The organism is Beijerinckia mobilis (assembly GCF_000745425.1).
Classification (GTDB): domain Bacteria; phylum Pseudomonadota; class Alphaproteobacteria; order Rhizobiales; family Beijerinckiaceae; genus Beijerinckia; species Beijerinckia mobilis.
The window spans coordinates 94,677-116,324 of the sequence record NZ_JQJH01000012.1; the positions used below are offsets into that span (position 1 = coordinate 94,677).

Annotated in this window: 16 protein-coding genes; 11 read left to right on the forward strand and 5 right to left on the reverse strand. The window is 60.0% G+C overall.

Annotated elements, in window-relative coordinates; all coding sequences use genetic code 11:
- Positions 1-178 precede the first annotated feature (178 nt).
- The 6 genes from ftsZ to DL88_RS11130 all read left to right on the forward strand — a co-directional run bounded on the left by ftsZ (position 179) and on the right by DL88_RS11130 (position 8,300).
- Entirely contained in the window at positions 179-1,963 is a 1,785-nt protein-coding gene (ftsZ, locus tag DL88_RS11100) for a cell division protein FtsZ (RefSeq protein WP_034995944.1), read from the forward strand.
- 685 nt (positions 1,964-2,648) lie between these two features.
- A complete protein-coding gene (locus DL88_RS21020; protein WP_305953016.1) occupies positions 2,649-4,307 on the forward strand; it encodes an outer membrane protein assembly factor BamD in 1,659 nt (552 codons plus the stop codon).
- A 376-nt stretch (positions 4,308-4,683) separates the two neighbouring features.
- Positions 4,684-6,348 (forward strand): DNA repair protein RecN, encoded by a 1,665-nt coding sequence (gene recN, locus DL88_RS11110; RefSeq protein WP_034995946.1) that lies wholly within the window; start codon positions 4,684-4,686, stop codon positions 6,346-6,348.
- Between the two features lie 504 nt (positions 6,349-6,852).
- Positions 6,853-7,278: a cupin domain-containing protein gene (locus DL88_RS11120; RefSeq protein ID WP_034995950.1), complete on the forward strand. Its 426-nt coding sequence runs from the start codon at positions 6,853-6,855 to the stop codon at positions 7,276-7,278.
- A gap of 255 nt (positions 7,279-7,533) precedes the next feature.
- Entirely contained in the window at positions 7,534-7,752 is a 219-nt protein-coding gene (locus DL88_RS19910) for a hypothetical protein (RefSeq protein WP_084705126.1), read from the forward strand.
- A gap of 203 nt (positions 7,753-7,955) precedes the next feature.
- The gene (locus DL88_RS11130) at positions 7,956-8,300 is read left to right on the forward strand and encodes a carboxymuconolactone decarboxylase family protein (RefSeq protein WP_034995955.1); all 345 of its coding nucleotides are present in this window, start codon (positions 7,956-7,958) and stop codon (positions 8,298-8,300) included.
- Positions 8,301-8,419: 119 nt separating this feature from the next.
- On the opposite strand, the gene DL88_RS11135 is transcribed toward DL88_RS11130, so the two are convergent.
- The gene (locus tag DL88_RS11135) at positions 8,420-9,223 is read right to left on the reverse strand and encodes a DODA-type extradiol aromatic ring-opening family dioxygenase (RefSeq protein ID WP_034995958.1); all 804 of its coding nucleotides are present in this window, start codon (positions 9,221-9,223) and stop codon (positions 8,420-8,422) included.
- A gap of 226 nt (positions 9,224-9,449) precedes the next feature.
- A complete protein-coding gene (locus DL88_RS11140) occupies positions 9,450-10,838 on the reverse strand; it encodes a class II 3-deoxy-7-phosphoheptulonate synthase (protein WP_084705130.1) in 1,389 nt (462 codons plus the stop codon).
- A gap of 410 nt (positions 10,839-11,248) precedes the next feature.
- On the opposite strand from DL88_RS11140, the gene DL88_RS11145 reads away from it, so the two are divergent.
- Complete coding sequence (locus DL88_RS11145; RefSeq protein ID WP_245270780.1) at positions 11,249-12,442, forward strand: site-specific DNA-methyltransferase; 1,194 nt, start codon at positions 11,249-11,251, stop codon at positions 12,440-12,442.
- A 502-nt stretch (positions 12,443-12,944) separates the two neighbouring features.
- The gene (locus DL88_RS11150) at positions 12,945-14,042 is read left to right on the forward strand and encodes a helix-turn-helix transcriptional regulator (RefSeq protein WP_034995960.1); all 1,098 of its coding nucleotides are present in this window, start codon (positions 12,945-12,947) and stop codon (positions 14,040-14,042) included.
- Between the two features lie 109 nt (positions 14,043-14,151).
- Here the strand turns inward: DL88_RS11150 and DL88_RS11155 are convergent, their stop codons facing one another.
- Both DL88_RS11155 and mutY read right to left on the reverse strand, forming a co-directional pair.
- Positions 14,152-14,421: an Imm74 family immunity protein gene (locus DL88_RS11155; RefSeq protein WP_034995962.1), complete on the reverse strand. Its 270-nt coding sequence runs from the start codon at positions 14,419-14,421 to the stop codon at positions 14,152-14,154.
- Positions 14,351-15,577, reverse strand: coding sequence for an A/G-specific adenine glycosylase (gene mutY / locus DL88_RS11160; protein ID WP_084705127.1), 1,227 nt, complete (start codon positions 15,575-15,577; stop codon positions 14,351-14,353). The genes DL88_RS11155 and mutY overlap by 71 nt, the downstream gene beginning before the upstream one ends.
- Before the next feature lie 136 nt (positions 15,578-15,713).
- On the opposite strand from mutY, the gene DL88_RS11165 reads away from it, so the two are divergent.
- Entirely contained in the window at positions 15,714-16,265 is a 552-nt protein-coding gene (locus DL88_RS11165) for a DUF721 domain-containing protein (protein WP_051955894.1), read from the forward strand.
- Positions 16,266-16,615: 350 nt separating this feature from the next.
- On the opposite strand, the gene DL88_RS20325 is transcribed toward DL88_RS11165, so the two are convergent.
- Positions 16,616-16,843: a hypothetical protein gene (locus DL88_RS20325; protein ID WP_156971052.1), complete on the reverse strand. Its 228-nt coding sequence runs from the start codon at positions 16,841-16,843 to the stop codon at positions 16,616-16,618.
- Between DL88_RS20325 and DL88_RS11170 the strand changes: the two genes are divergently transcribed.
- Both DL88_RS11170 and smc read left to right on the forward strand, forming a co-directional pair.
- The gene (locus DL88_RS11170; protein WP_034996048.1) at positions 16,842-17,543 is read left to right on the forward strand and encodes a DsbA family protein; all 702 of its coding nucleotides are present in this window, start codon (positions 16,842-16,844) and stop codon (positions 17,541-17,543) included. The two genes, DL88_RS20325 and DL88_RS11170, sit on opposite strands and share 2 nt — an antisense overlap.
- A gap of 87 nt (positions 17,544-17,630) precedes the next feature.
- The gene (gene smc, locus DL88_RS11175; protein WP_034995966.1) at positions 17,631-21,083 is read left to right on the forward strand and encodes a chromosome segregation protein SMC; all 3,453 of its coding nucleotides are present in this window, start codon (positions 17,631-17,633) and stop codon (positions 21,081-21,083) included.
- The last annotated feature ends 565 nt before the right edge of the window (positions 21,084-21,648 follow it).

Consider the following 21,648-nt stretch of genomic DNA (forward strand, 5'->3'; position numbering starts at 1 on the left):
TGCGGCTCCCGCCCTCTACCATCACCGGCCGGAGCTCGCTCCGGTTTCCTCTTCCGATCCTCGGGCCCACCATTGTGGGCCGATTTCAGGGAGAGGCGCCAAGGGCCAACGAGGCCATGCGGCGAACATCAACAACCTGGGCTGTCCCGGACCGGGCGCCATGTCGAGAGGCCAGACAATGACGATCAATCTCAAAGCTCCGGAACTCCGGGAACTGAAGCCCCATATCATGGTCTGCGGGGTAGGAGGCGCCGGCGGCAATGCGGTCAATAATATGATCGTGTCAGGCCTGATCGGCGTGGAATTCATCGTCGCCAATACGGATGCACAGGCGCTGACAGCCTCGAAGGCCGACCGGATCATCCAGATGGGCCTGCAGGTAACGGAAGGTCTCGGCGCCGGATCGCAGCCAGAAGTCGGCCGGGCGGCAGCCGAGGAAGCGATCGAGGAGATCCGCGATCACCTCTCTGGCGCGCATATGTGCTTCGTCACGGCAGGCATGGGCGGCGGCACCGGCACCGGTGCCGCGCCGGTCATCGCGCGGGCGGCGCGTGACATGGGTATCCTCACAGTCGGTGTCGTCACCAAGCCGTTCCAGTTCGAGGGCGCGCGGCGCATGCGCGTCGCCGAGGCCGGCATCAATGAATTGCAGAAATCCGTCGACACGCTGATCGTCATCCCGAACCAGAACCTGTTCCGCATCGCCACCGAAAAGACGACTTTCGCCGACGCTTTCGCGCTCGCCGACCAGGTTCTGTTCTCCGGCGTCGCCTGCATCACCGATCTGATGGTCAAGGAAGGTCTGATCAATCTCGATTTCGCCGACGTCCGCGCCATCATGCGCGAGATGGGCAAGGCGATGATGGGCACCGGCGAGGCCTCCGGCGACAAGCGCGCGCTCATGGCTGCCGAAGCGGCGATCGCCAATCCGCTGCTCGATGAAGTGTCGATGAAGGGCGCCCGTGGCCTGCTCATCTCCATCACGGGTGGTAACGACCTCACCCTTTACGAAGTGGATGAGGCGGCCAGCCGCATCCGCCAGGAAGTGGACGAAGACGCCAATATTATCCTCGGCGCGACCTTCGACCAGAACCTCGACGGCATCGTGCGCGTGTCGGTTGTCGCGACCGGCATCGACCAGCCGGCCGGCGCGCCGGAACTGACGGCCGCGGAAAGCCGGATCAGCGAAGTCGCCAACCGTCTGCGTGCGCAGACGGCGGCCCGGGCGCCGATCGAAGCCAGCGTGCCGCGCGCGCCGGTCGAGGTCTATACCAATGCGCCGCAGGCAGCCCCTATGGGCTATGAAACCGCCGAACAAGGCTATGCCCCGATACCGCAGGCTCCGGCCCGCGTCGCTCAGGCCCCGATGCAAGCGCCGATTCAGACCGCCCCGGCCGCAGGCGTCAACATTCAGGGCGTGCATGTACAGCCGGTGGCGCCGCAAGCACAGCATTATTCCGCGGTCCCCGTCCAGCAAATCCCGGAAGAAGCTTTCGAGCCCGGTCCCTTCATTCCGCCGGCGGCGGAAAATCCGGTCATCCGGCCACGCGCCATGCCGCGTCTGGAAGATCTGCCCATGCCGGTGCAGGAGCAAATCCGGGCACAGCGCGGCGAGGCGCAGCCCGAAGCCCATGGCGACGCCAAAAGGCGCACGCTCCTGGAGCGTTTGGCTTCCTTCGGCATCAGCCGGCAAGACGAAACCGGCCCTCGCGAACGGCCGGCCGCTCCGGCGCAGCCGCAGCCGCATCAGCCTTCCGCTCAGGCGCGCCCGGCCTATCCGCCGCAGCAGGCGCATGGTCAGGCCCCCGCGCCCGTCCATGCCGAATATGCCAAGCGCCCGGCACAGGCGCCAATGCCCCGCGCCATGCAGGAACCGCCCCATGGCCGTGTGGGCTATCCGCCCCGCAGCCATGAAGAAGAACAGCTCGAAATCCCCGCTTTTCTGCGCCGCCAGTCGAGCTGATCTCCGCGCTGTCCCTTCATTCCAGGCGGGGTTGAAACAATCCCGCCTCCTGGCAAAATGTCGCGCCGGTCGAATCCGCCCTTGGACCTTTCATGGCCAAGCTTGCGGATTCGGCCGGTTTTTGCACAATAGACCGAGCATCTTCCAATAAGTGCCGGCGTGCCGGGAGCGTTTTCAAGTGGAGCAGTTCGGAAACATCTGAACTTGCTCTAGAACCGATGGGACCGGTTTGCCTGAACAAGCATCGCCTAGGCGTCGATGCGTGGAGTGATGCTATCGGCAACGGAATGCCATGGAATCTCCGGAAATCCGTGGTTCTGTGTGGAAACGATGTTTCGATCCGGCTGCGCGGAAAATGGGGCAAGGGGTTTTGGACCTGAACTTGTCATTGCCTCGCCCCGGTGCTTCGCTCTCCGGCCGGTTCCATGAAAAGCAATCCAAGAGCATGAAAAGCGTGGCTCTTTTCTCGGGCGATGTGATAGAGCGATCACATCGGATTGAACCAACGCCGGAATCCCAAGGGTTCCCGCGCGTCTTCCGGGCTCGGCCCATTCGGCAACAGGCGGTTCTAAAGATGACAGAGGCATTGCATGTCAGGGGGTATTTTTGGCGGCGCTCGCAATCGCCCCAGTTCGCCTCGCTGCCGTTCTCTAATTTAAGCCTCGCTCGCTTGCCGCTCCCTGATTTGAGCCTTGCTCGCTTGCCGCTCGCCTGCGCCACGCTGTTTTTGGCAGGCAGCTCCTACAGCCATGCTTTCGACCTTGAAAAGAGCCTAAACCCGGCGAATTGGTTCCAGGGCGAAAAATATGAAGCGAAAGTGATCCCGGACGTTCCGGCGGACGATATCTACAATCAGGGTCTCGCGCGCCTGAAGAAGCAGGATTACGAGGCAGCCGGCAAGAAATTCGGCGAGCTCGAGAAGCAATATCCCTATTCTCAATGGCAGCGGAAGGCATTGCTGATGAATGCCTTCGCCCAATATCAAAACGGCAGCTACGAGGACGCCATTTCCTCGGCGCAGCGTTACTACACGCTCTATCCCAGCGCGCCGGATGTCGCCTATGCTTATTATCTGGCGGCCATGTCCAACTACAATCAGATCCCCGACGTCAGCCGCGATCAGGAGCGCTCCGTCAAAGCGGCTCAGCTCTTTCAGGTGATCGCCGAGAAATTTCCGAAATCGGAATATGCCGAGGACTCGAAATATAAGCTGCAGGTCTGCCGCGATCAGATGGCCGGCAAGGAAATGTACATCGGCCGCTATTACCAAGGCATCCAGAATTATACCGCGGCGGTCAATCGCTTCCGCGAGGTCCTCGCCAAATTCCAGACGACGCGCCACACCGAAGAAGCGTTGATGCGTCTGACGGAATCCTATCTGGCGCTCGGCATCATCAACGAGGCGCAGACGGCCGCCGCCGTGCTCGGGCATAATTTTCCGGAATCGCAATGGTACAAGGATGCCTATGCGCTTTTGCAGGACAAGGGCCTGAAGCCGCAGGAACAGCCAGATTCCTGGATCGCGCGCATGTTTTCCAAACCGTGGCTCACCGCCAAGGGCGATGGCGCGCAGAAACCCGGCGAAACGGTTGATATTGCGCCGCCTGCCCCCTCTGCCCGAACGCCTTCGGCCCATGCGAATGCCGCCGACCTGCCCGCGAGGCTACCAGCCGGCAAGAAATCCGGCAGAAGAGGCCCGCCTGAATTGCCGACGGTTGCTCCGGCGGACATGCGGCCGCCGATCGAAAATACAGATGGACCGGCTCCGGAAGAGAATTGGTTTTCCAAAACCTTCCGCAGCATTTTGCCGCCGCCGCCACCGGACGCCAAACCCGGTGACACGCCGGCGCCCACGCCAATCAGCACGCCCGTCGCATCCAATGCGCCAGTGGCAATTCCGGCGCCCGTGACAGCGCCGGCGCCGGTGGCTACCCCTGCCCCCATCAATGTGCCGGTGAAACCTGTTGCCGCCGCGCCCGAGGCGCCGGCTCAGACCGCGAACACCTCGGCGCCTGCGGAAGAAAACTGGTTTACCAAGACGTTCCACAACGTCTTGCCGCCTCCGGCACCGGAAGCCAACTCCGCCGCCGCTTCGGCGCCCTCCCCGGCCCCGGCGGCGAGTGCCACGCCGATCTCACCTGCCAAATCCACCGCCGCTTCGGCTCCAGCACGCGGAAAGAACAAGGCGTCCGGCACAGTTTCGATCACGCCCGCTCCCACGGCGCCTGCGGCACCAACCGCGAGCAACGAAACGCCTGGAGAAGAAAACTGGCTTACCAAGACTTGGCGTAAGACCTGGGCTGCGGTGACGCCAGACGGTAAACCGGCCGAAGAGGCGCATTGAACCTTTCGCGTTCATTGAAAATACGGTGATTATTTGAGCAGAGCGTTTCCGGTTATCTCCGCAACGCTCTGACCTGAAAGACGCAGGTTCAAAGAAACCGGGCTTGCCGACCTTTCGGCTTTCTGCTTCTTTCCCTGGCGCGCAGCGCGCGCCGCCACCCTCTTCTTCCCACTCGCACCAGAACCCGGCTCCTGATCTCTGGCCCCCGAAATTCGGCTTGATATACCCGGAATCCGCAGGAATTCCGGGTTCCGTTCTCGCAAATCATTCGATTCCAATGGTTTGCGAGAGTGTACCGTCTTATTCCTTCGGAATGGTGGTATATTCGGTGATCATTGGTCTTCGGTGATCAAGGGGAGGAAAATCCTCGACCCCCATGCTCGTCACGCTTTCGATCCGCAATATCGTCCTGATCGACCGGCTTGATCTCGAACTCGGGCCCGGTCTGACTATTTTGACCGGCGAAACCGGCGCGGGCAAATCGATCCTGCTCGACGCTTTCTCCTTGGCGCTCGGCGCGCGCGGCGATGGCAGCCTCGTCCGGCAAGGTGAAACGCAAGGTCAGGTGACGGCCGTTTTCGAACTGCCCCCCGGCCATCCGGCGGTGGAAGCCGCCCGTGCGCAGGAAATCGAAACCGATGGCGCGCTGATCCTGCGGCGCATCCAGTTCGCCGATGGCCGCACGCGGGCTTCCATCAATGATCAGCCGGTCAGCGCCCAGATTTTACGCGCGATAGGGCGTAGCCTTGTCGAGATTCACGGCCAGCATGATGACAGGGCTTTGGTCAATCCTGCCCTGCATCGCCAATTGCTCGATTTCTACGGCGGATTGCAAGGCGAAGTCGCGCAATTGCGCGATGCCCATGCCCATTTGCGAGCCTTGCGTCGGGAACAGGTCGAAGAGGAAGAGCGGCTGGTGAAAACCCGCGCGGAGGCTGATTATCTGCGCCATGCCCAATTGGAACTGGACACACTCGCCGTCAGCGAAAATGAAGAAAGCCGCCTTGCCGAACAGCGCGCGGCGATGATGCAGTCAGAAAAAGTGTCCTCCGAATTGCGCGATGCCTATGATGCGGTCGCGGGCGATCACGCGCCGCTTCCCGCCTTGGCTTCGATCCTGCGGCGCCTCGAGCGGCGCGAAACACAGGCGCCCACCCTCCTTCAGCCCGCGATCCTGGCACTCGACGCGGCCCTTGGCGCTCTCGACCTCGCGGGGCAAGCCCTCGATGACGCCTTGCGAGCCGCCGATTATGATCCTCGGGAATTGGAAAAGGTTGAGGAACGCCTTTTCGCGCTGCGCGCTGCTGCCCGAAAATTTGGGGTCGCAAGCGATGATCTTCCGGCACTCGCGCGGCAATTCACCGAGAATCTGCGGCTGCTCGATGCCGGAGAGGCCAGGCTCGCCCACCTCCGGAAGGCGGCGGAGGAAGCGGAAACGCGCTACAGGCAGGCAGCCGCGCAATTGACGAGGGCACGGCGCGAGGCGGCTAAAAGGCTCGACGCCGCGGTCATGGCGGAACTGCCGCCACTGAAGCTCGAAGGCGCGACCTTTATGACCGAAATACGCGAGGAGGCACCGGGTCCCGAAGGCATGGACCAAGTCGAATTCTGGGTCCGCACCAATCCCGGGACGCGCCCCGGCCCTTTGATGAAAGTCGCCTCCGGCGGCGAACTTGCCCGTTTCATGCTTGCGCTGAAAGTCGTGCTCGCCGATCGCGGTTCGGCCCCCACGCTCGTTTTCGACGAGATCGACACTGGTGTCGGCGGCGCCGTCGCCGATGCGATCGGGCACAGGCTCGCCCGTCTCGCCAGCGGTGTTCAGGTGCTCGCGGTAACTCATGCGCCGCAGGTAGCGGCACGCGCCAGCAACCATTGGCGCATATTCAAGGGCGCCGAAGGCGATAGCGAAAGCATCGCCACACGGATCAAGGTGCTGGCAGCCGCGCAGCGGCGCGAGGAAATCGCCCGCATGCTGGCAGGCGCCACAATTACCGCCGAGGCGCGCGCCGCCGCCAAACGGCTGATCGAAGGCACCGCCTGAAAGCAACAGCGGACAAATGGACAAGTTTTCAAAATAAATGATTTTACAAAAATTTACATCTTTACATGAAGTCCTCTTCCCCGGCGAGCATCCGCCAAAATATTCAAGATAATACTGAAACTTGTCTTGCGCACAGACTGTAAAGCTCGCCGATCATTCGCAATTCTGGCAACAATGAATTTCAAATTGGCCAAAGATTACAGCTTGGTATTCTGATTTTTCCAGTTTATATGCGATGCACAATAAGGCTTCCAAAGCATCAAATTGAAAAGAGCTCTGCACTTTTCAGGTCGAGTGGATGCTTGACCGAAAGCTTGGAGCGCTGGCAACGATTTCGTCGAAAATCCAACGCTTCAGGGGCGCCTTATCCTTGAAAATCGCGATGCGCGGTCATGGGTTTCTGTCTCAAATAAACCGCATTTTCAAAAGCATGGCGAAGATTGGGGAGCGTGCCATATCCTTTTGCCGGGATTGGCGTGATGTAAAGATCAGTGGGGAACCACCATGACCAATAATGCTTTTGTCAATCTCTTCTCACACAACAAGCCGGGTGACACCGAATTCCGCACGGACGGTTTGCGGGATTTCTTCTCCTATCGTGACCTCGGCGTCGCCGACGCCACAGGTGGGCGGGTTCTCGTGCAGGTCGTCAAGGCCAACAAGGCACCGGAGAAAGGCACCGGCTGGCATATTCACGAGGCGCAATTCCACGTCGTGATCATGCTCAAGGGCTGGGCGCGCTTCATGTATGGCGACAAGGAGACACTGGTCTCTGCCGGCGATTGCGTGCATCAGCAGCCGGGTATCGTGCATTACCTGTTCGATTATTCGCCCGATATGGAATATATCGAGGTCATTGGACCGGCCGATTTTGCGAGCCCCTCCATGGAAGGCCCGTGCGAAGTGCCGGCGCCCACCCCCTGGGCCTGATCGTCGCGCTCCAGACGGCATATAGCGCGTCTGACCGATAAAGATTTGAATGAATCGGCACGGCAGTGGAACACATGCCGTGCTTTTTTGTTGGGCCGGGTTGGTTTACTCTTCTCCCGATTACCCCCCGTTCGCTTTTGCGGAATTCGCCACGAATGCTTCCCGGCCGCGAACATTTGGGACCTTTTGCCGTTAACCCATCGGGCCGATGATTTCGATGCATCGGACTGCAGCTAACCGAAGTGAGGTCTTCCAATGAAATTTGCTCTTCTTCTGCTGGGCCTGTTGGCTTCCATCGTAATCTTCACTCCTCAGGATGCAAAAGCGGTCACTTGTGCGCGGGGCGTCTATCGAGCCGGATGCGTCGGGCCTCACGGAGCGGTCGGCGTGCGTCGCGCGCCCTATGTTCGGCCAGCGCCCGTCGTCGTCCACCGCAGCGTGTATCGCCGGCCGGTTTATTACCGGCATTGGTGATCGGTTACCGACGGCGATACACGCTCAGACCTGACAGCCGCTGGACCTTTCGCCAAAGGTCCAGCGTTATAAGAGCGCATAATCCAGATGATTTCCTGTAAGGTATTCGCGTCACGAATCTTCTGGAAGCCGTGATGAGCGCTGGTTTTGCTCAAAGCGCCGCTCATCACGAAGAGTGCGGTTCCCCTGGAGTAAGACGCGAGATGATCGAAGACTGGAAACATTTGATCGAGGTCATGAACAAAGGCGTAGGCGACCTGAAAGGCGCGACACCTGATGTCATGAAAGCTTTTTCGGAGATGGGAAAAGCGGCGCATGCGAAGGGCGCCCTCGACGGAAAGACCAAGGAACTCGTGGCCCTCGCCATAGGCGTGGCGGTTCGCTGCGCACCCTGCATCGCCTATCATGCGCAAGGCGCGGCAAAACAGGGCGCAACGCGGGAAGAGGTCGCCGAAACCATGGCGACGGCAATCTATATGGGAGCCGGGCCTTCAGTCATGTATGCAGCGCATGCGCTCGAGGCTTTCGACCAGATCAAGGAATCCTGAGGCGGTTTTCCGCTGCTGCGGGACGGCTCGCGCCCATTTTCAGGTTCGCGAGCACCGGGAATATCAGAGCAGTTCGGAACCTTCCGAGCTGCTCTTATTGTTTTTAGAAAATTTCGCCTCTATTCGAACAGAAAAGCATCCATCATCAGGACACTGTTCTGCACGGAATGATGGATGCGCCTGCCCTTCGCTCCCTTGCCGTTCGTTCCAGCACCCGCCGCGCCGAGAGCGAAAGTAAAGGGCATGAAATGGTCCGGTTTCGGATGACACTTCTGGGCATTCGGCCCGAAGGCTTTGTAATCGATCAGCGAATCCGCATCTCCGGCCTCCGCCTTCTCTTTGATCCATTCGGCGAATTCGCTTGCAAAGGCATAGGCGGGCGCGGCACCGGGCGCCTCTTCCTCGATAATTTCCGCCGGAGCCGTCAACCGGCCAGAGCCGATGATCAGGACACCGTGCTGGCGCAGAGGCGCCAGACATTGGCCGAGAACATAATGATGGCCCGCCCCCTGCTCCGACTGGATCGCCGCCTCCACGACCGGAACATCAGCATCCGGATAGAGCAGGCTTAAGGGTCCAAAGACACCATGATCGAGACCCCGGCCGATGATTTCCTGCGCCGGCAGACCGGATTGTTCCGTCAAAGTGGCGGCAATCGTCGCGAGCTGCGGCAGGCCGGAAGCGGGATAATCAATGGAGCGCGCAGCTTCCGGATAGCCCTCCACATCATGATGGAGCACTCCCGGCTTTTCATCGGCGCTATAGGAGGGCTGCGCCATGTCGTAATGCGAGCTCATAATGAGGATCGCCTGCGGTTTGCCGAGCTTTTCCCCTAAGGAAATCAAAAACTCCCGCAATGGGCTCGCGTGCAGCGCCATATCCGGCGCGCCATGTGACAGAAACAGGGTAGGAAAAACAGCCATGACCGCTTCGCGAAATTAGAGCGGCGCAGGTCCCACTGAGGGCTGCCCGCGCCGCAAAGATCAAAATAAAGACGTCACGCGGCTTATACCAAGTCTCGATGAGTCATGCTCATAGAGACTTGGTATACCACTGTTCCGAAGGAATAAGGCGGAACATTCTTATAAATCATTGGAATAGAGTGATTTATAAGAACCGAACCCGAAACTACCGCGGAATTCGGGTATATTATTCAGCGGCGTGAATGATGCGTTGACCGCGTCCGAGCCGTTCCGCCTTGAGAAGTTCGGCGATGAGGAAAGCCACCTCGATCGATTGCTCCGCGTTGAGGCGCGGATCGCAATAGGTGTGGTAGCGGTCCCGCAGATCGTCGTCGGTGATGGCACGCGCGCCACCGGTGCATTCGGTGACGTCGCGGCCGGTCATTTCCAGATGCACGCCGCCCGCATAGCTACCTTCTGCCCGATGGACGGCGAAGAAGCTACGGATCTCGCTCATAATCCGTTCGAAGGGCCGCGTCTTGTAGCCAGAGGCCGCCTTGATCGTATTGCCATGCATGGGATCGCAGGACCAGACGACCCGCCTGCCCTCCTGCTGCACGGCGCGGATCAAACCAGGAAGGTGATTTTCGATCTTGTCGGCACCAAAACGGCAGATCAACGTCAGACGGCCGGGTTCATTGGCTGGATTGAGGAGATCAATCAGCCTCAGAAGGTCGTCGGGCTTCAGCGACGGGCCGCATTTGAGCCCGATGGGATTTTTGATGCCCCGTGCAAATTCCACATGGGCATGGCCCGGATCACGTGTGCGATCGCCGATCCACAGCATATGGCCAGAGGTCGCGTAATAATCGCCGCTGGTTGAATCGATCCGCGTCAGGGCTTCCTCATAGCCGAGCAGCAGGGCTTCGTGCGAGGTGAAGAATTCCGTCTGCCGCAATTCATGATGGGCTTCCGGATCGAGCCCGATCGCGCGCATGAAGCCGAGCGTTTCAGTGATGCGGTCGGCTAGTTCCTGATACCGCGCCGATTGCGGACTATCCATGACGAAACCGAGCATCCAGCGATGCGCATTTTCGAGATTGGCATAGCCGCCCATCGCGAAGGCGCGCAGAAGGTTCAGCGTCGCCGCCGATTGCCGATAGGCCATGAGTTGCCGCACAGGGTCTGGCTCGCGGGCGGCATCGGTGAAGGCGATGTCATTCACAATATCGCCGCGATAGCTCGGCAGCTCGACATCGCCAACTTTCTCGCTCGGGGCGGAACGTGGCTTGGCAAATTGCCCGGCGATCCGCCCAACCTTCACTACCGGAAGCGCGGCGGCGAAAGTGGCGACCACCGCCATCTGCAGGAAGACGCGGAAGAAATCACGGATATTGTCGGCATGGTGCTCGGCGAAGCTTTCGGCGCAATCGCCACCCTGCAGAAGAAAAGCCTCGCCATCGGCGACTTTCCCAAGCAGATTTTTCAGCTTGCGCGCCTCGCCTGCAAAAACGAGCGGCGGAAATCCGGCGAGCTGGCCCTCGACTTCGGCGAGTTTCGCTTTGTCGGTAAATTCGGGCACCTGCATGATCGGTTTCCCTCTCCAACTCGCAGGTGACCAATTTTCCAAGGCCATGATTGCAGAACTCCCTATCGCATCCCCGCCGTGCGGACCGATGCGTGTTTCGATGGATTGAAAAAGTTGCCGCTTGGCCGGTGAGAGCCAGGGCACAAAGCTCCACCGGCATTTGAACCGACGAAAAAGCTTTAAGCCGATCCTCTTACACCACTCGCCAGCGCCGCGTCCATGTACTCTTACATTATGCTCTTACATGGGGGGTCCTTTGCGCGGCCTCGCTTATAGCCACATGTGAAGCCATGCCGCCGGTGCCGGACGGTAACGGGCCAATATGCCCGGCAGGCAAATTTACCCTTTGTTTATAACATCGTTCAAAAAAGAGACGCTTTTTACGGAAGGCGTTAAACGTGGCCTTTACCAGAAGACGGGAAAAGTGTGGGTGTCAGTTGCGTTGATGGTTTGTCTTCATGTCCATAGAACGTGCTGGTGTGGCTCGCTCGAAATCCCGGATCGAGGTATTGCGTACCGGGATTTCGGCGGCTAGCCTCACCTGCCTCTCCCCAGTCGAAAACACGCTTCCTCTCGACCAGATTCTGGTCGGGGATTGCATTGAAAAACTCAACCGGTTACCGGCCGAGAGCGTCGATCTGGTCTTTGCCGATCCGCCCTACAATCTGCAGCTCGAAGGCAAGATCCTTCGGCCGGATCAGAGCCGTGTCGATGCTGTCGATGACGACTGGGACAAGTTCGACAGTTTCGCCGATTACGATCGCTTCACCCATGCCTGGCTCGCGGCCGTGCGGCGGGTGATGAAGCCGCAGGCGACGCTTTTCGTCATCGGCTCCTATCACAATATTTTCCGTGTTGGTACGGTTTTGCAGGATCAAGGTTTCTGGATCCTGAACGACATCATCTGGCGCAAGGCCAATCCGATGCCGAACTTCCGCGGCCGCCGGTTTACCAATGCGCATGAAACCATGATCTGGGCCGCAAAAAGCGCGGATGCGAAGAATTACACCTTCCATTACGACGCGCTCAAGGCCGGCAACGAGGATCACCAGGTTCGGTCCGACTGGCTTTTGCCAATCTGCTCGGGTGGCGAACGCCTCAAGAATGAAGCCGGACGTAAGACGCATCCGACGCAGAAACCGGAAAACCTGCTCGGCCGCATTCTTCTTGCCGCATCCAATCCCGGCGATGTCGTGCTCGATCCTTTCTTTGGAACGGGAACGACGGGAGCAGTGGCCAAAAAGCTCGGGCGGTCCTTTATCGGCATCGAGCGGGAAGCCGGCTATGCGGCAGCAGCCAAGGCACGGATCGCGGCGATCGAGACGCTGCCGACGCATGCGATCAAGTCTTTTCCTAACAAGCGAGCCGAGCCACGCATTCCCTTCCTCAGCCTGATCGAGGCCGGGCTGCTCGCCGCCGGTGAAACCCTGAGCGATGAGAAAGGCCGCCACGAAGCCGTGGTGCGCGCAGACGGTACGCTGGCAGTCGGCCCCATCGTCGGCTCGATCCACAAGATCGGCGCTCTGGTCCAGGGGCTGCCCGCCTGCAACGGCTGGACTTTCTGGCATTATTGCCGGGACGGACAGAAGCATCCCATTGACCGTTTGCGGAATCAATTGCGGGAAAGTGGTGGGAAGCGCGACTCCTTGTAATTTGGTTATGGCAAATGCGAAGCAGCGGCTTTCCGTCAGATCTCATTGATCCCGACAATCGGTGATCAATAAGATCCTTTATCGCTTCTTTCTGTCTTTCGGCAGAATGATCGAAACTCCTGTGTTTTGTGCACATCCCTGCCCGCAAGTTTGTCGTCGCTGAGGCTTACGTCGTGCTTCACAGGCGTATACCTTTGGTCTGATATCCTTCGGCGTCGTGGCAGCAGCCGGTCGGTGATCGACACCCTTTGGTGAAGAAGCCTGTGGTTCGCGTCAGATGTCTTCAAACCCTTCATTCAATTGCTATTTATTGATGTCATGACTGCGGTCCCGAAACATTTCGGGTAAGCGGACCATGCTTCGTCTCATTCCTCAATGCTGGCGCCTGACCCTGACAGAATTTGAAAGGAATAGGCCAGACACATGAATGTATTTCCTCCCTTTCACATTTGAGATAGACTTACTCGCATCGTTTTGAAGATTTGGGCTGATCGAACTCAGCATGCCAAAGCTACAGTATAGCGAGATACTCGACCGCATTTACGAGGCCGCGTTTGTTCCGGATCAATGGTCCGGGCTCCTCACGGATTTTGCCGATCACATAGGCGGCATGGCCGGTTTTCTTTTTGTCGCCAATGCCTATCGCTCGGAATGGATTTCATCACCGAATTTGGCGCAAAAGTTTCAGGAATTCATCGACCTCGGTTTCCTCGAACACAATAGCCGCATCACGCGCGTTCTCGAACGGCGCCTGCTCGGATGCACCGTCGCCGATCACGAGCTTTTCGAACCGCATGAAATGGCGAAGGATCCGATGTATGATTTTCTGCATTCCTACGGCGGCGGCTGGTGTGTCGGCTACACCTTCGCGGTTCCAAGCGGCGACACACTCGCCGTCAGCTTCGAGCGTCAACATCGGCTGGGACCGTTCGAGCGGAATACAATTCTCCATGTCGATCAATTCCGATCGCATTTTGCCCGGGCTGCCTTGTTGGCGTCACGCCTTGGCCTGGAGCGGGCACGGGCAGCCACGGAGGCCATGAATGCGATCGGCCTTGCCGCTGCGGTCGTTGGTCACTCCAGACGGCTCATTGCCAGCAATGACTTGTTCAATCAGCTGATCCCTTCGCAAATAGAGGATCGGCGCGAACGCGTGCGGCTCGTCCACGACGGCGCAGACAAATTGCTCGCGTCGGCGCTCACGCATATTGGCATCGTTGGACAAACCGCTGAAACGCTTTCCATTGCTATTCCCAAACGGGATGAAAAGCCTGCCACTGTCCTGCATGTCGTGCCGGTTCGGCGTACAGCCAATGATATCTTTTCCGATGCGTGCTGCCTGTTGGTCGCGACACAAATCGCCGACAAAAAAGCGCCACCGGCGATGCTGATACAGGGCCTCTTCGATCTCACACCCGCCGAGGCACGTCTCGCGCGGGGCCTTGGCGAGGGATTCACACTCGCCGAGCTGGCATCGCAATTCGGCGTGGGAACAGGAACCTTGCGCATACAATTGAAATCCGTATTCGCAAAAACCGGTCTATCGCGCCAGGCCGAACTCGTCGCCTTGCTCGGCACCCTCACCTTGCCAGGGAAATGACGTTTCTGCGCACGGAGAGCCAAAACCAGCCCCGGCTGCCCATTGCAGGCGCCACGATATTTCAGGCATGGGCCGGTGGCTTATGTACCCCCGTCATTTGTACGACCCGTCATTCAAAATCGACACGCAGCCCGTGTTCATCGAAGGCGCGTTCGATCGCCTGAACGATTGCCTGGACTTCGTCGATATCGATCTCGACCTCTTCATGCGGGGCGTCCCAATGCACGATATCATCAAGATAGATGATGAAATCGGCCGGATCCTCCTCTTCCGGCGGGCAGTCCGCGCGCCCGAGAGTCAAAATGCGGTCACCCTTGAGGATTCTGACGGCGCCTTCCGTCAATTCGACCTCGATGGCTGGGCTTCTCTTCTTGCTCATTCACAATTCCTTTGCCCGCATCATCCATAGTCTTTTCAAGCGCCGCCCGGCCCGATGCAACCGCCTTGCGCATCAGGCTCGGAAGCGCTTCCGCGCCGAGGTCACGCTCAGCGACGAATACACATCCATCAGGGGCGCGGGTCTTGGCCTCTGCTTCCGCCACATACACAGTAAGCCGCAAAGCGAAATGCGTGAAGACATGAGTAACCTCTGTCGTAAGGCACCGCCATGCCGCTGAAAGCGGAGCGAAACGCATTGGCTCCGCCAGCCCATTCTCCAGCCAGTCACTGCCAGGGATTTCCATCATGCCGCCGAGCAGGCCCTTCTCCGGGCGGCGCCGCAAAAGCACCGCGCCATCCGCCCGGCGCAGGTAAAAGGCCACGCCACGGCGAACCGGCTTCTGTTTCTTGATGGGCTTGACCGGAAAGGTCTCTGGCCGCCCCATAGCCCGCGCAGTGCAGGCAAAGGCGAGCGGGCACAAAAGACAATCAGGCTGGCGCGGCGTACAGACCATGGCGCCCAGATCCATCATGGCCTGCGCGAAATCACCGGCACGCTGCGTCGGTGTCACGCGATCGGCGCCCGCGCGAATGTCGGGGCGTGCCTCCGGCAAGGGCTTCTCGATCGCCTCGAGACGGCTCACCACCCGTTCGACGTTGCCGTCGACCACCACAGCGCGCCGGTCAAAGGCTATGGCAGCGATGGCCGCCGCCGTATAAATTCCTATCCCCGGCAATGAACGCAAGCTTTCTTCCTCGGCGGGAAAACGACCGCCGTGATCCCGGACAACCTCCCTGGCGCAGGCATGCAGGTTGCGGGCGCGTGAATAATAGCCAAGCCCCGCCCATTGCCGCAAAACATCGTCGAGCGGCGCGGCCGCCAACGCCCCCACGCTTGGCCATTTCGCGAGAAAGGCCGCATAATAGGATTTGACCGCCGCGACGGTGGTCTGCTGCAGCATGATTTCGGAAAGCCAGACCGCATAGGGATCGGCTTTTTCCCCGGGCCTCGCGCGCCAGGGTAAATCCCGCCGGTGCCGATCATACCAAGTGAGCAGCGCTTCCGGTACGCTGTTATCAACTGTCACCCGCGGCGAGACCGTAGCAGTGGAAACGGCGGCCCGGGATCGCCGCGATGCGGGCAACGGTTTTTTCATTCCCTCGTTTCCGCCTCTTGCTCCCTGGCTCTCGCGTCCTTGCTGTTGCCTTGGCTCTCCCCTCCGCAAGATTTGCTCTATAAAGACACACGACGCAACCGCTTCAACACCCAAGGTCTTTTGCCGGATCCGCAGCATGCGCAAATTCATTCCCCGCCAGCAGCCGCTCGCCGATCTCGTCGGTGCCTCTATCCGGCCGGCAACCGCACGCCAGGGTTTCAGCGATGTCGATTTGCTTCTTTATTGGGACGATATCGTCGGAGAACGGCTGGCCGCGATGGCTCAGCCGGTCAAGCTCAACTGGCCGGCACGCAGGGACCGGGGCTATGATACGGATTTCAGCATTGCCAGCGGCCGGAGCGTGGCTGCCTCCGCATCCACTCTGTCGACATCGAAGGCAACGCTTGTGCTGCGCGTCGATCCCGCCTTCGCGCTTGATCTCCAGCATGAAAGCGGCGTGCTGATCGAGCGGATCAACGCCCATCTCGGCTGGAATTGCATCGGCCGTCTCGTTCTGCAGCAGGGCCCGGTCACGCGCAGCCCCGCCCGCCCTGCACGGCCACGGGCTCCAGACCGGGAAACCATGGGCCAGGCGGAAGTCTGGGTCGAGACGATCGCCGACGATCCTCTGCGCCAGGCGCTTCTCCGTCTCGGCGCGCGCATTCTGCAGCGGGACAAAATGGGCTGAACAAACAAGGTTAATAAAGTCTTCATCCTTCGTCGCGATCATCGCCCGCGACGATGACCACAGAAACTAAAGCGTGTTCGAATGTTTGCGAACGGCCCCACTTGGAAAAGTTAGAGCATTTTCAACGATGTTGAATCGCGTATTGTTTCAATCCGAACCGAAAGTGCTCTAAGTGTTTCATTGCGCATACCATGCTTTTATTTTAGGCAAAGCAATGGCCCCAGAATATTTTCCGATAAAGTTGTATCGCTTCGTGATTTCAGTGCCCTGAAAATACTCTGGTTTTTGGTGGAGCATTTCTGGATATATCCGAAATGCTCTAACGGGGGTTGGCGCAATTTCGGGAGATTTCAGCCTTGTTCAGGCTGGTTGGAGCATGACACCATCATCATCTCCAGCGGGAAGAACATGGAAAAGAGGGAGGTGATTGGGAGTGATTCGCCCGTCATCGCCACGTCCGGCCGGTGCTCTTCCGTTGAGGATTTTCGCCGTCCGGAAGTTCCGATCCTTCGCCTTTTGAAATGGCTGCGTCCCGTTTCAGCATCGTCCACGCTTTCTGTCGCAACGGATTTCTGCATGATACCGATCCTTTTCTCGAAGCGCGCCGGTTTCCTTCCTCACCCTCGGAGAGCCCTGCTCGGCGCTGCTTTGGGAGCCGCCCTGAGCTTCACCCTGACCGTGGCTTCCTGCCTCTTCGTTCCGGATATGGCGCGCGCGCAGAATGCGACAGTGCCCGTCAATCAGCTGATGGCGGCCCAGGCCCTGCCGGACATTGCGCTCGGTTCGGAAAATGCGCCGATCACCATCGTCGAATATGCGTCGATGACCTGCACCCATTGCGCTGCTTTCCATGCAACGACTTTCCCGGAGCTCAAGAGCAAATATATCGACACAGGCAAGGTCCGCTTCATCCTGCGTGAATTCCCGCTCGATCCGCTCGCCACCGCGGCTTTCATGCTTGCCCGCTGCGCCGGACCCGACAAGCGCGAGGCCATGGTCGATCTTCTCTTCGCGCAACAGAAGAACTGGGCCTTCGTCGACAAGCCGATCGAGGAACTTGCCAATCTTCTCAAACAGACGGGTATGAGCAAGGACGGTTTCGAGGCCTGCCTCAAGGACAAGGACCTGTTTGAGAACGTCAACAAGGTGCGTAACCAGGCCGCGAAGCAATTCGACGTCAATGCCACGCCGACATTCTTCATCAACGGCCGCAAACAGAACGGCGAGCTTTCTCCGCAGGCGCTCGATGCTTTGCTGCAGCCGCTGCTGAAAGGCTGATAAAGTGGCGCCGGCCTTGTTCCATCCTTCCCTCTTTCCGTTCCGGCCCCTTCACGGGCCGGAACCCAAAGGCTGGCGCGCGCTCCGATGAAATTCACCAAGCTGCAGATTTCCGGCTTCAAGACCTTCGTCGATGCCACCGAATTTCTGATCGAGCCGGGGCTCACCGGCATCGTCGGGCCGAATGGCTGCGGCAAATCCAATCTCGTCGAAGCGATGCGCTGGGTCATGGGCGAAAATTCGTTCAAGGCCATGCGCGCCTCCGGCATGGATGATGTGATTTTTTCAGGCAGCGGCGAGCGCCGCGCCCTCGATATAGCCGAGGTCGCGCTGGTGCTGGACAACAGCGACAACAGCGCACCAGCAGGGTTTCAGGACAGCCCTATCATCGAGGTTACCCGCCAGATCGAGCGGGCGGAGGGCTCGACCTATCGGATCAATGGCCGCGAAGTCCGCGCCAAGGATGTGCAGCTTCTCTTTGCCGATGCCTCGACCGGTGCCAAATCGCCGGCGCTTGTCCGACAGGGGCAGATCGGCGAATTGATCTCCGCCAAGCCGCAGGCACGACGCCGTATTCTGGAGGAAGCCGCCGGCATTGCCGGGCTGCATTCGCGGCGGCAGGAGGCGGAAGCCAAACTCAAGGCGGCGGAAGAAAATCTGAGCCGCCTCGAAGATGTCGTCAAACAGGTGGAATCGCAGATGGAAGGCCTGCGACGTCAGGCCAAACAGGCGATCCGCTACCGCGCGCTCGCCGGCGAGATCGAGCGTGACGAGGCTTTGCTCGCCTTCATCGCCTATCAGCAGGCCACCCAGGCCCTTGTCACCTCCGAGGAAGGATTTGAGAAGGCGCGTTTCGCCCTCGCCGACCACGTCGGAACGCAAGGTGAGGCAGCGCGCCAGCAGGGCCTAGCCGCCCACGCCCTGCCGCCTCTACGCGAAACCGAAGCCGCTGCCGCAGCAGCGCTGCAGGAAGCGCTCGGCCGCCGCAATGCGATTGAAAGCGAGGAACGCCGCGCCAAACAGCGCCGCGCGGAACTCGAACGGCGGATCGGCGAAATGCAGGCCGATCTGGGGCGTGAAACGGCTCTGGTGGAGGATGCCGCCGCCCAGCTCGCCCGGCTCGACGAAGAAGCGCGGCGTCTCGCCATGCTTGGCGACGGCGCCGCAGAAGAGCGCGAGACGCGCGATCGCCTGATCGAGGCGGAAGCCACCCTCGCCCAGGCGGAAGCGGCCTTGAGCGAAGTGCAGGATCTGCGCGCCGGAATGGAGGCCAAGCGCACGACATTGGAAGCCGCCGTGCGCGAGGAAGGGCGGCGGCTCGCCCGGCTGACGGCTGAAATCGACAAAATCACAAGGGAATGGGAAGAACTCGGAGGCGAAAACGCCTTCTCCGCCGAAAGCGCGGCATTGCGCGACGCGCTGGAGGAAGCAGAAGCCGCCTTCGCCACGGCCGAAGAGCGTCAGGCGGAAGCTGAACAAAGACATGCCGACGCCCGGGAAACCGAACGGATTCTGCGCACACCCTGCACCGAGGCCGAGGGCAAGGCGCAGGTTCTCGCCACCGAGGTCGCGACGCTGACCAAACTCCTGGCCTCGGGTGGTGGCGGTTTCTGGCCGCCGGTGACGGAAGCGATGAGCGTCACCAAGGGTTATGAAGCGGCGCTCGGCGCGGCGCTCGGCGACGATCTCGAAGCTTCGACCAATGTGTCGGCTCCGTCTCATTGGGCGACGACAGAGGCGAAAGGGGATCCGGCCCTGCCGCCGGGCGTCAAGCCGCTTTCGACCTATGTCGAGGCTCCCGTCGCCCTGAAACGCCGTCTTGATCAGATCGGTGTCGTCGTGCGGACCGAGGGCGGGGCCTTACGGTCTCTTCTCGCACCCGGCCAGCGGCTCGTCTCGAAGGAAGGCGATCTGTGGCGCTGGGATGGTTTCGTCCAGGCAGCAGAAGCACCGACCCCGGCGGCCCGCCGTCTCGTGGAAAAGAATCGGCTCGCCGACCTCACGGCAACAGCGGAAAAAGCGCGTCAGGAGGCCGAAGTTCTGCGCGAAAATCTTATTGCGGCGCAGGAAGTGCTCGCCGCAGCGGCTTTTACCGAAGAGGAAGCCAGACGCCAATTCAAGACCGTACTCGCCGCACGCGACGCCTTGCGCCAAAAACAAGCCGCCGCCGAAATGCAGGAGGCGCAGACCACCGCGCGCATCCAGAATCTGCAGGAAACACGGGTCAGGCTTGCCGCCGACCAGGCCGAGACCAATGCCCGGCTCGAGCGCGCCGAAGGCGAATTCGCAGCGCTCGACGTCGCCGCCGATCTGCATGGCCGCGTCGAGACGGCGCGGCTGGAGGCGGCAACCCGCCGCGCCGCGATGATCGAATGCCGTACCGCCCTCAACGCTCTGCTGCGCGAGCGGCAGACGCGCGGTGATCGCCAACGTACTGTGCGGGACGAGCAAATCTCCTGGCAATCACGCGCCAGCGGCGCGGCAGGGCAGATTGCCGCGATCAAGACCCGTATCGACGAGACCCGCGACGAGCTCGAAGTTTTGCTGGCAGCGCCGGATACGTTCGACCAGCGCCGCAAGGCGATCGAATCCGAGATAAGCGTCGCCGAAAGCACCGCCAAACAGGCGACGAAAATGCGCGTCGCGGCAGAAAAAACTCTGGCCGAAGCCGAGAAGGCGGCGCTTGCCGCTCTGGAAGCGCTCGGCGCCGCCCGCGCCGAACAGGCCCGCGCCGAAACGCGGCTCGAAGCCGCCCGCGCGCGCTGCGAGACCGTGCTGCATATGATCGCACAGGATCTCGAATGTCCCGTCGAATCCCTCCCGGCCCGCGCCGGTCTTGAAGCCGGTGAGGCGCCACCTGCCGCCAATGTCGTTGAAAAACGTCTGGAAGCCGCCAAACGCGAGCGCGACAAGCTCGGCGCCGTCAATCTGCGCGCCGATATCGAACTCGCCGAAATCGAACAATCACGCCAGGGCCTCGACAGCGAGCGCAACGATCTCATCGCCGCCATCGAGCAATTGCGCGAGGCGATCACCACTCTGAACAAGGAAGGCCGGGAAAGGCTGAAAGCCGCCTTCGACAAAGTGCAGGCGCATTTCAAGGAATTGTTCACGACCCTGTTCGATGGCGGCTGGGCCGAACTGCAATTGATCGAAGCCGCCGACCCGCTCGAAGCCGGTCTCGAAATTCTCGCTCGCCCGCCCGGCAAAAAGCCGCAGGTCATGACCCTGCTCTCCGGCGGCGAACAGGCGCTGACCGCACTCTCCCTGATCTTCGCGATCTTTCTCACCAATCCCGCGCCGATCTGCGTCCTCGACGAGGTGGATGCCCCGCTCGACGACGCCAATGTCGAGCGTTTCTGCAACCTCCTCGATCATATGAGTCGCAAGACGGAAACGCGGTTCATCACCATCACCCATAATCCGATCACCATGGCGCGCATGAACCGCCTGTTCGGCGTGACGATGGTGGAACGCGGCGTGAGCCAGCTCGTCTCGGTGAATCTCGAGGAAGCCGAGCGGTTCCTGGAAACGGCGTGAGTGCGCTCCAGCCGCATCCGCGAACGGACATTCCCCCGAAATAACCTGTTCCCTCACGAGCCCAGACATCCTCTCCAAGGCCGCAGACCCGTGCCGTTCATCGGCTCGACATCTCCGCCGTATCGGCGAGCCGCACACACCGATTGACCGCGATCAAATCCCCTCTTTCGATGTGCCCGACGGTCTCGGTTGAATCGCCGCGCAATTCCATTGTCTTGAAAAAATTCTGATTTGTTTGATGTAGCACTTCCGTGGAACTGCGAAACGCAATGGCGCCCGGGAAATGACGCAAGTGCAATGCAGACAATCATCGACACAAATCGCCGTCACATTGGGTGCAAGGAGGAAAGCTATCCTGTTTCCAACATGCCGTTCATCCTGCTACCACACGGCTATCTTAAAAAACCGACCGTATTTTCAAAGCCTTTTCTCCGCTTTGAGAGCCGGTTCAAATCGAAAATACCAAAACTCTTGCGGCTGGCCCCGATCTCGCCTTCAATTATTCGCAGGCGGAATTGGAGAGAGTCCTGAAAGGATGTTGAGCTTGCACCTGGTTGCGACAATC

Bases quoted from the DNA above. Each gene is read 5' to 3' on its own strand.
- DL88_RS11150 (WP_034995960.1), top strand. From the start codon at position 12,945: ATGCCAAAGCTACAGTATAGCGAGATACTCGACCGCATTTACGAGGCC.
- DL88_RS11155 (WP_034995962.1), bottom strand. From the start codon at position 14,421: ATGAGCAAGAAGAGAAGCCCAGCCATCGAGGTCGAATTGACGGAAGGC.
- DL88_RS11130 (WP_034995955.1), top strand. From the start codon at position 7,956: ATGATCGAAGACTGGAAACATTTGATCGAGGTCATGAACAAAGGCGTA.
- ftsZ (WP_034995944.1), top strand. From the start codon at position 179: ATGACGATCAATCTCAAAGCTCCGGAACTCCGGGAACTGAAGCCCCAT.
- mutY (WP_084705127.1), bottom strand. From the start codon at position 15,577: ATGAAAAAACCGTTGCCCGCATCGCGGCGATCCCGGGCCGCCGTTTCC.
- DL88_RS11135 (WP_034995958.1), bottom strand. From the start codon at position 9,223: ATGGCTGTTTTTCCTACCCTGTTTCTGTCACATGGCGCGCCGGATATG.
- smc (WP_034995966.1), top strand. From the start codon at position 17,631: ATGAAATTCACCAAGCTGCAGATTTCCGGCTTCAAGACCTTCGTCGAT.
- DL88_RS11145 (WP_245270780.1), top strand. From the start codon at position 11,249: ATGTCCATAGAACGTGCTGGTGTGGCTCGCTCGAAATCCCGGATCGAG.
- DL88_RS20325 (WP_156971052.1), bottom strand. From the start codon at position 16,843: ATGCAGAAATCCGTTGCGACAGAAAGCGTGGACGATGCTGAAACGGGA.
- DL88_RS19910 (WP_084705126.1), top strand. From the start codon at position 7,534: ATGAAATTTGCTCTTCTTCTGCTGGGCCTGTTGGCTTCCATCGTAATC.
- DL88_RS11140 (WP_084705130.1), bottom strand. From the start codon at position 10,838: ATGGCCTTGGAAAATTGGTCACCTGCGAGTTGGAGAGGGAAACCGATC.
- DL88_RS11170 (WP_034996048.1), top strand. From the start codon at position 16,842: ATGATACCGATCCTTTTCTCGAAGCGCGCCGGTTTCCTTCCTCACCCT.
- DL88_RS11120 (WP_034995950.1), top strand. From the start codon at position 6,853: ATGACCAATAATGCTTTTGTCAATCTCTTCTCACACAACAAGCCGGGT.
- recN (WP_034995946.1), top strand. From the start codon at position 4,684: ATGCTCGTCACGCTTTCGATCCGCAATATCGTCCTGATCGACCGGCTT.
- DL88_RS11165 (WP_051955894.1), top strand. From the start codon at position 15,714: ATGCGCAAATTCATTCCCCGCCAGCAGCCGCTCGCCGATCTCGTCGGT.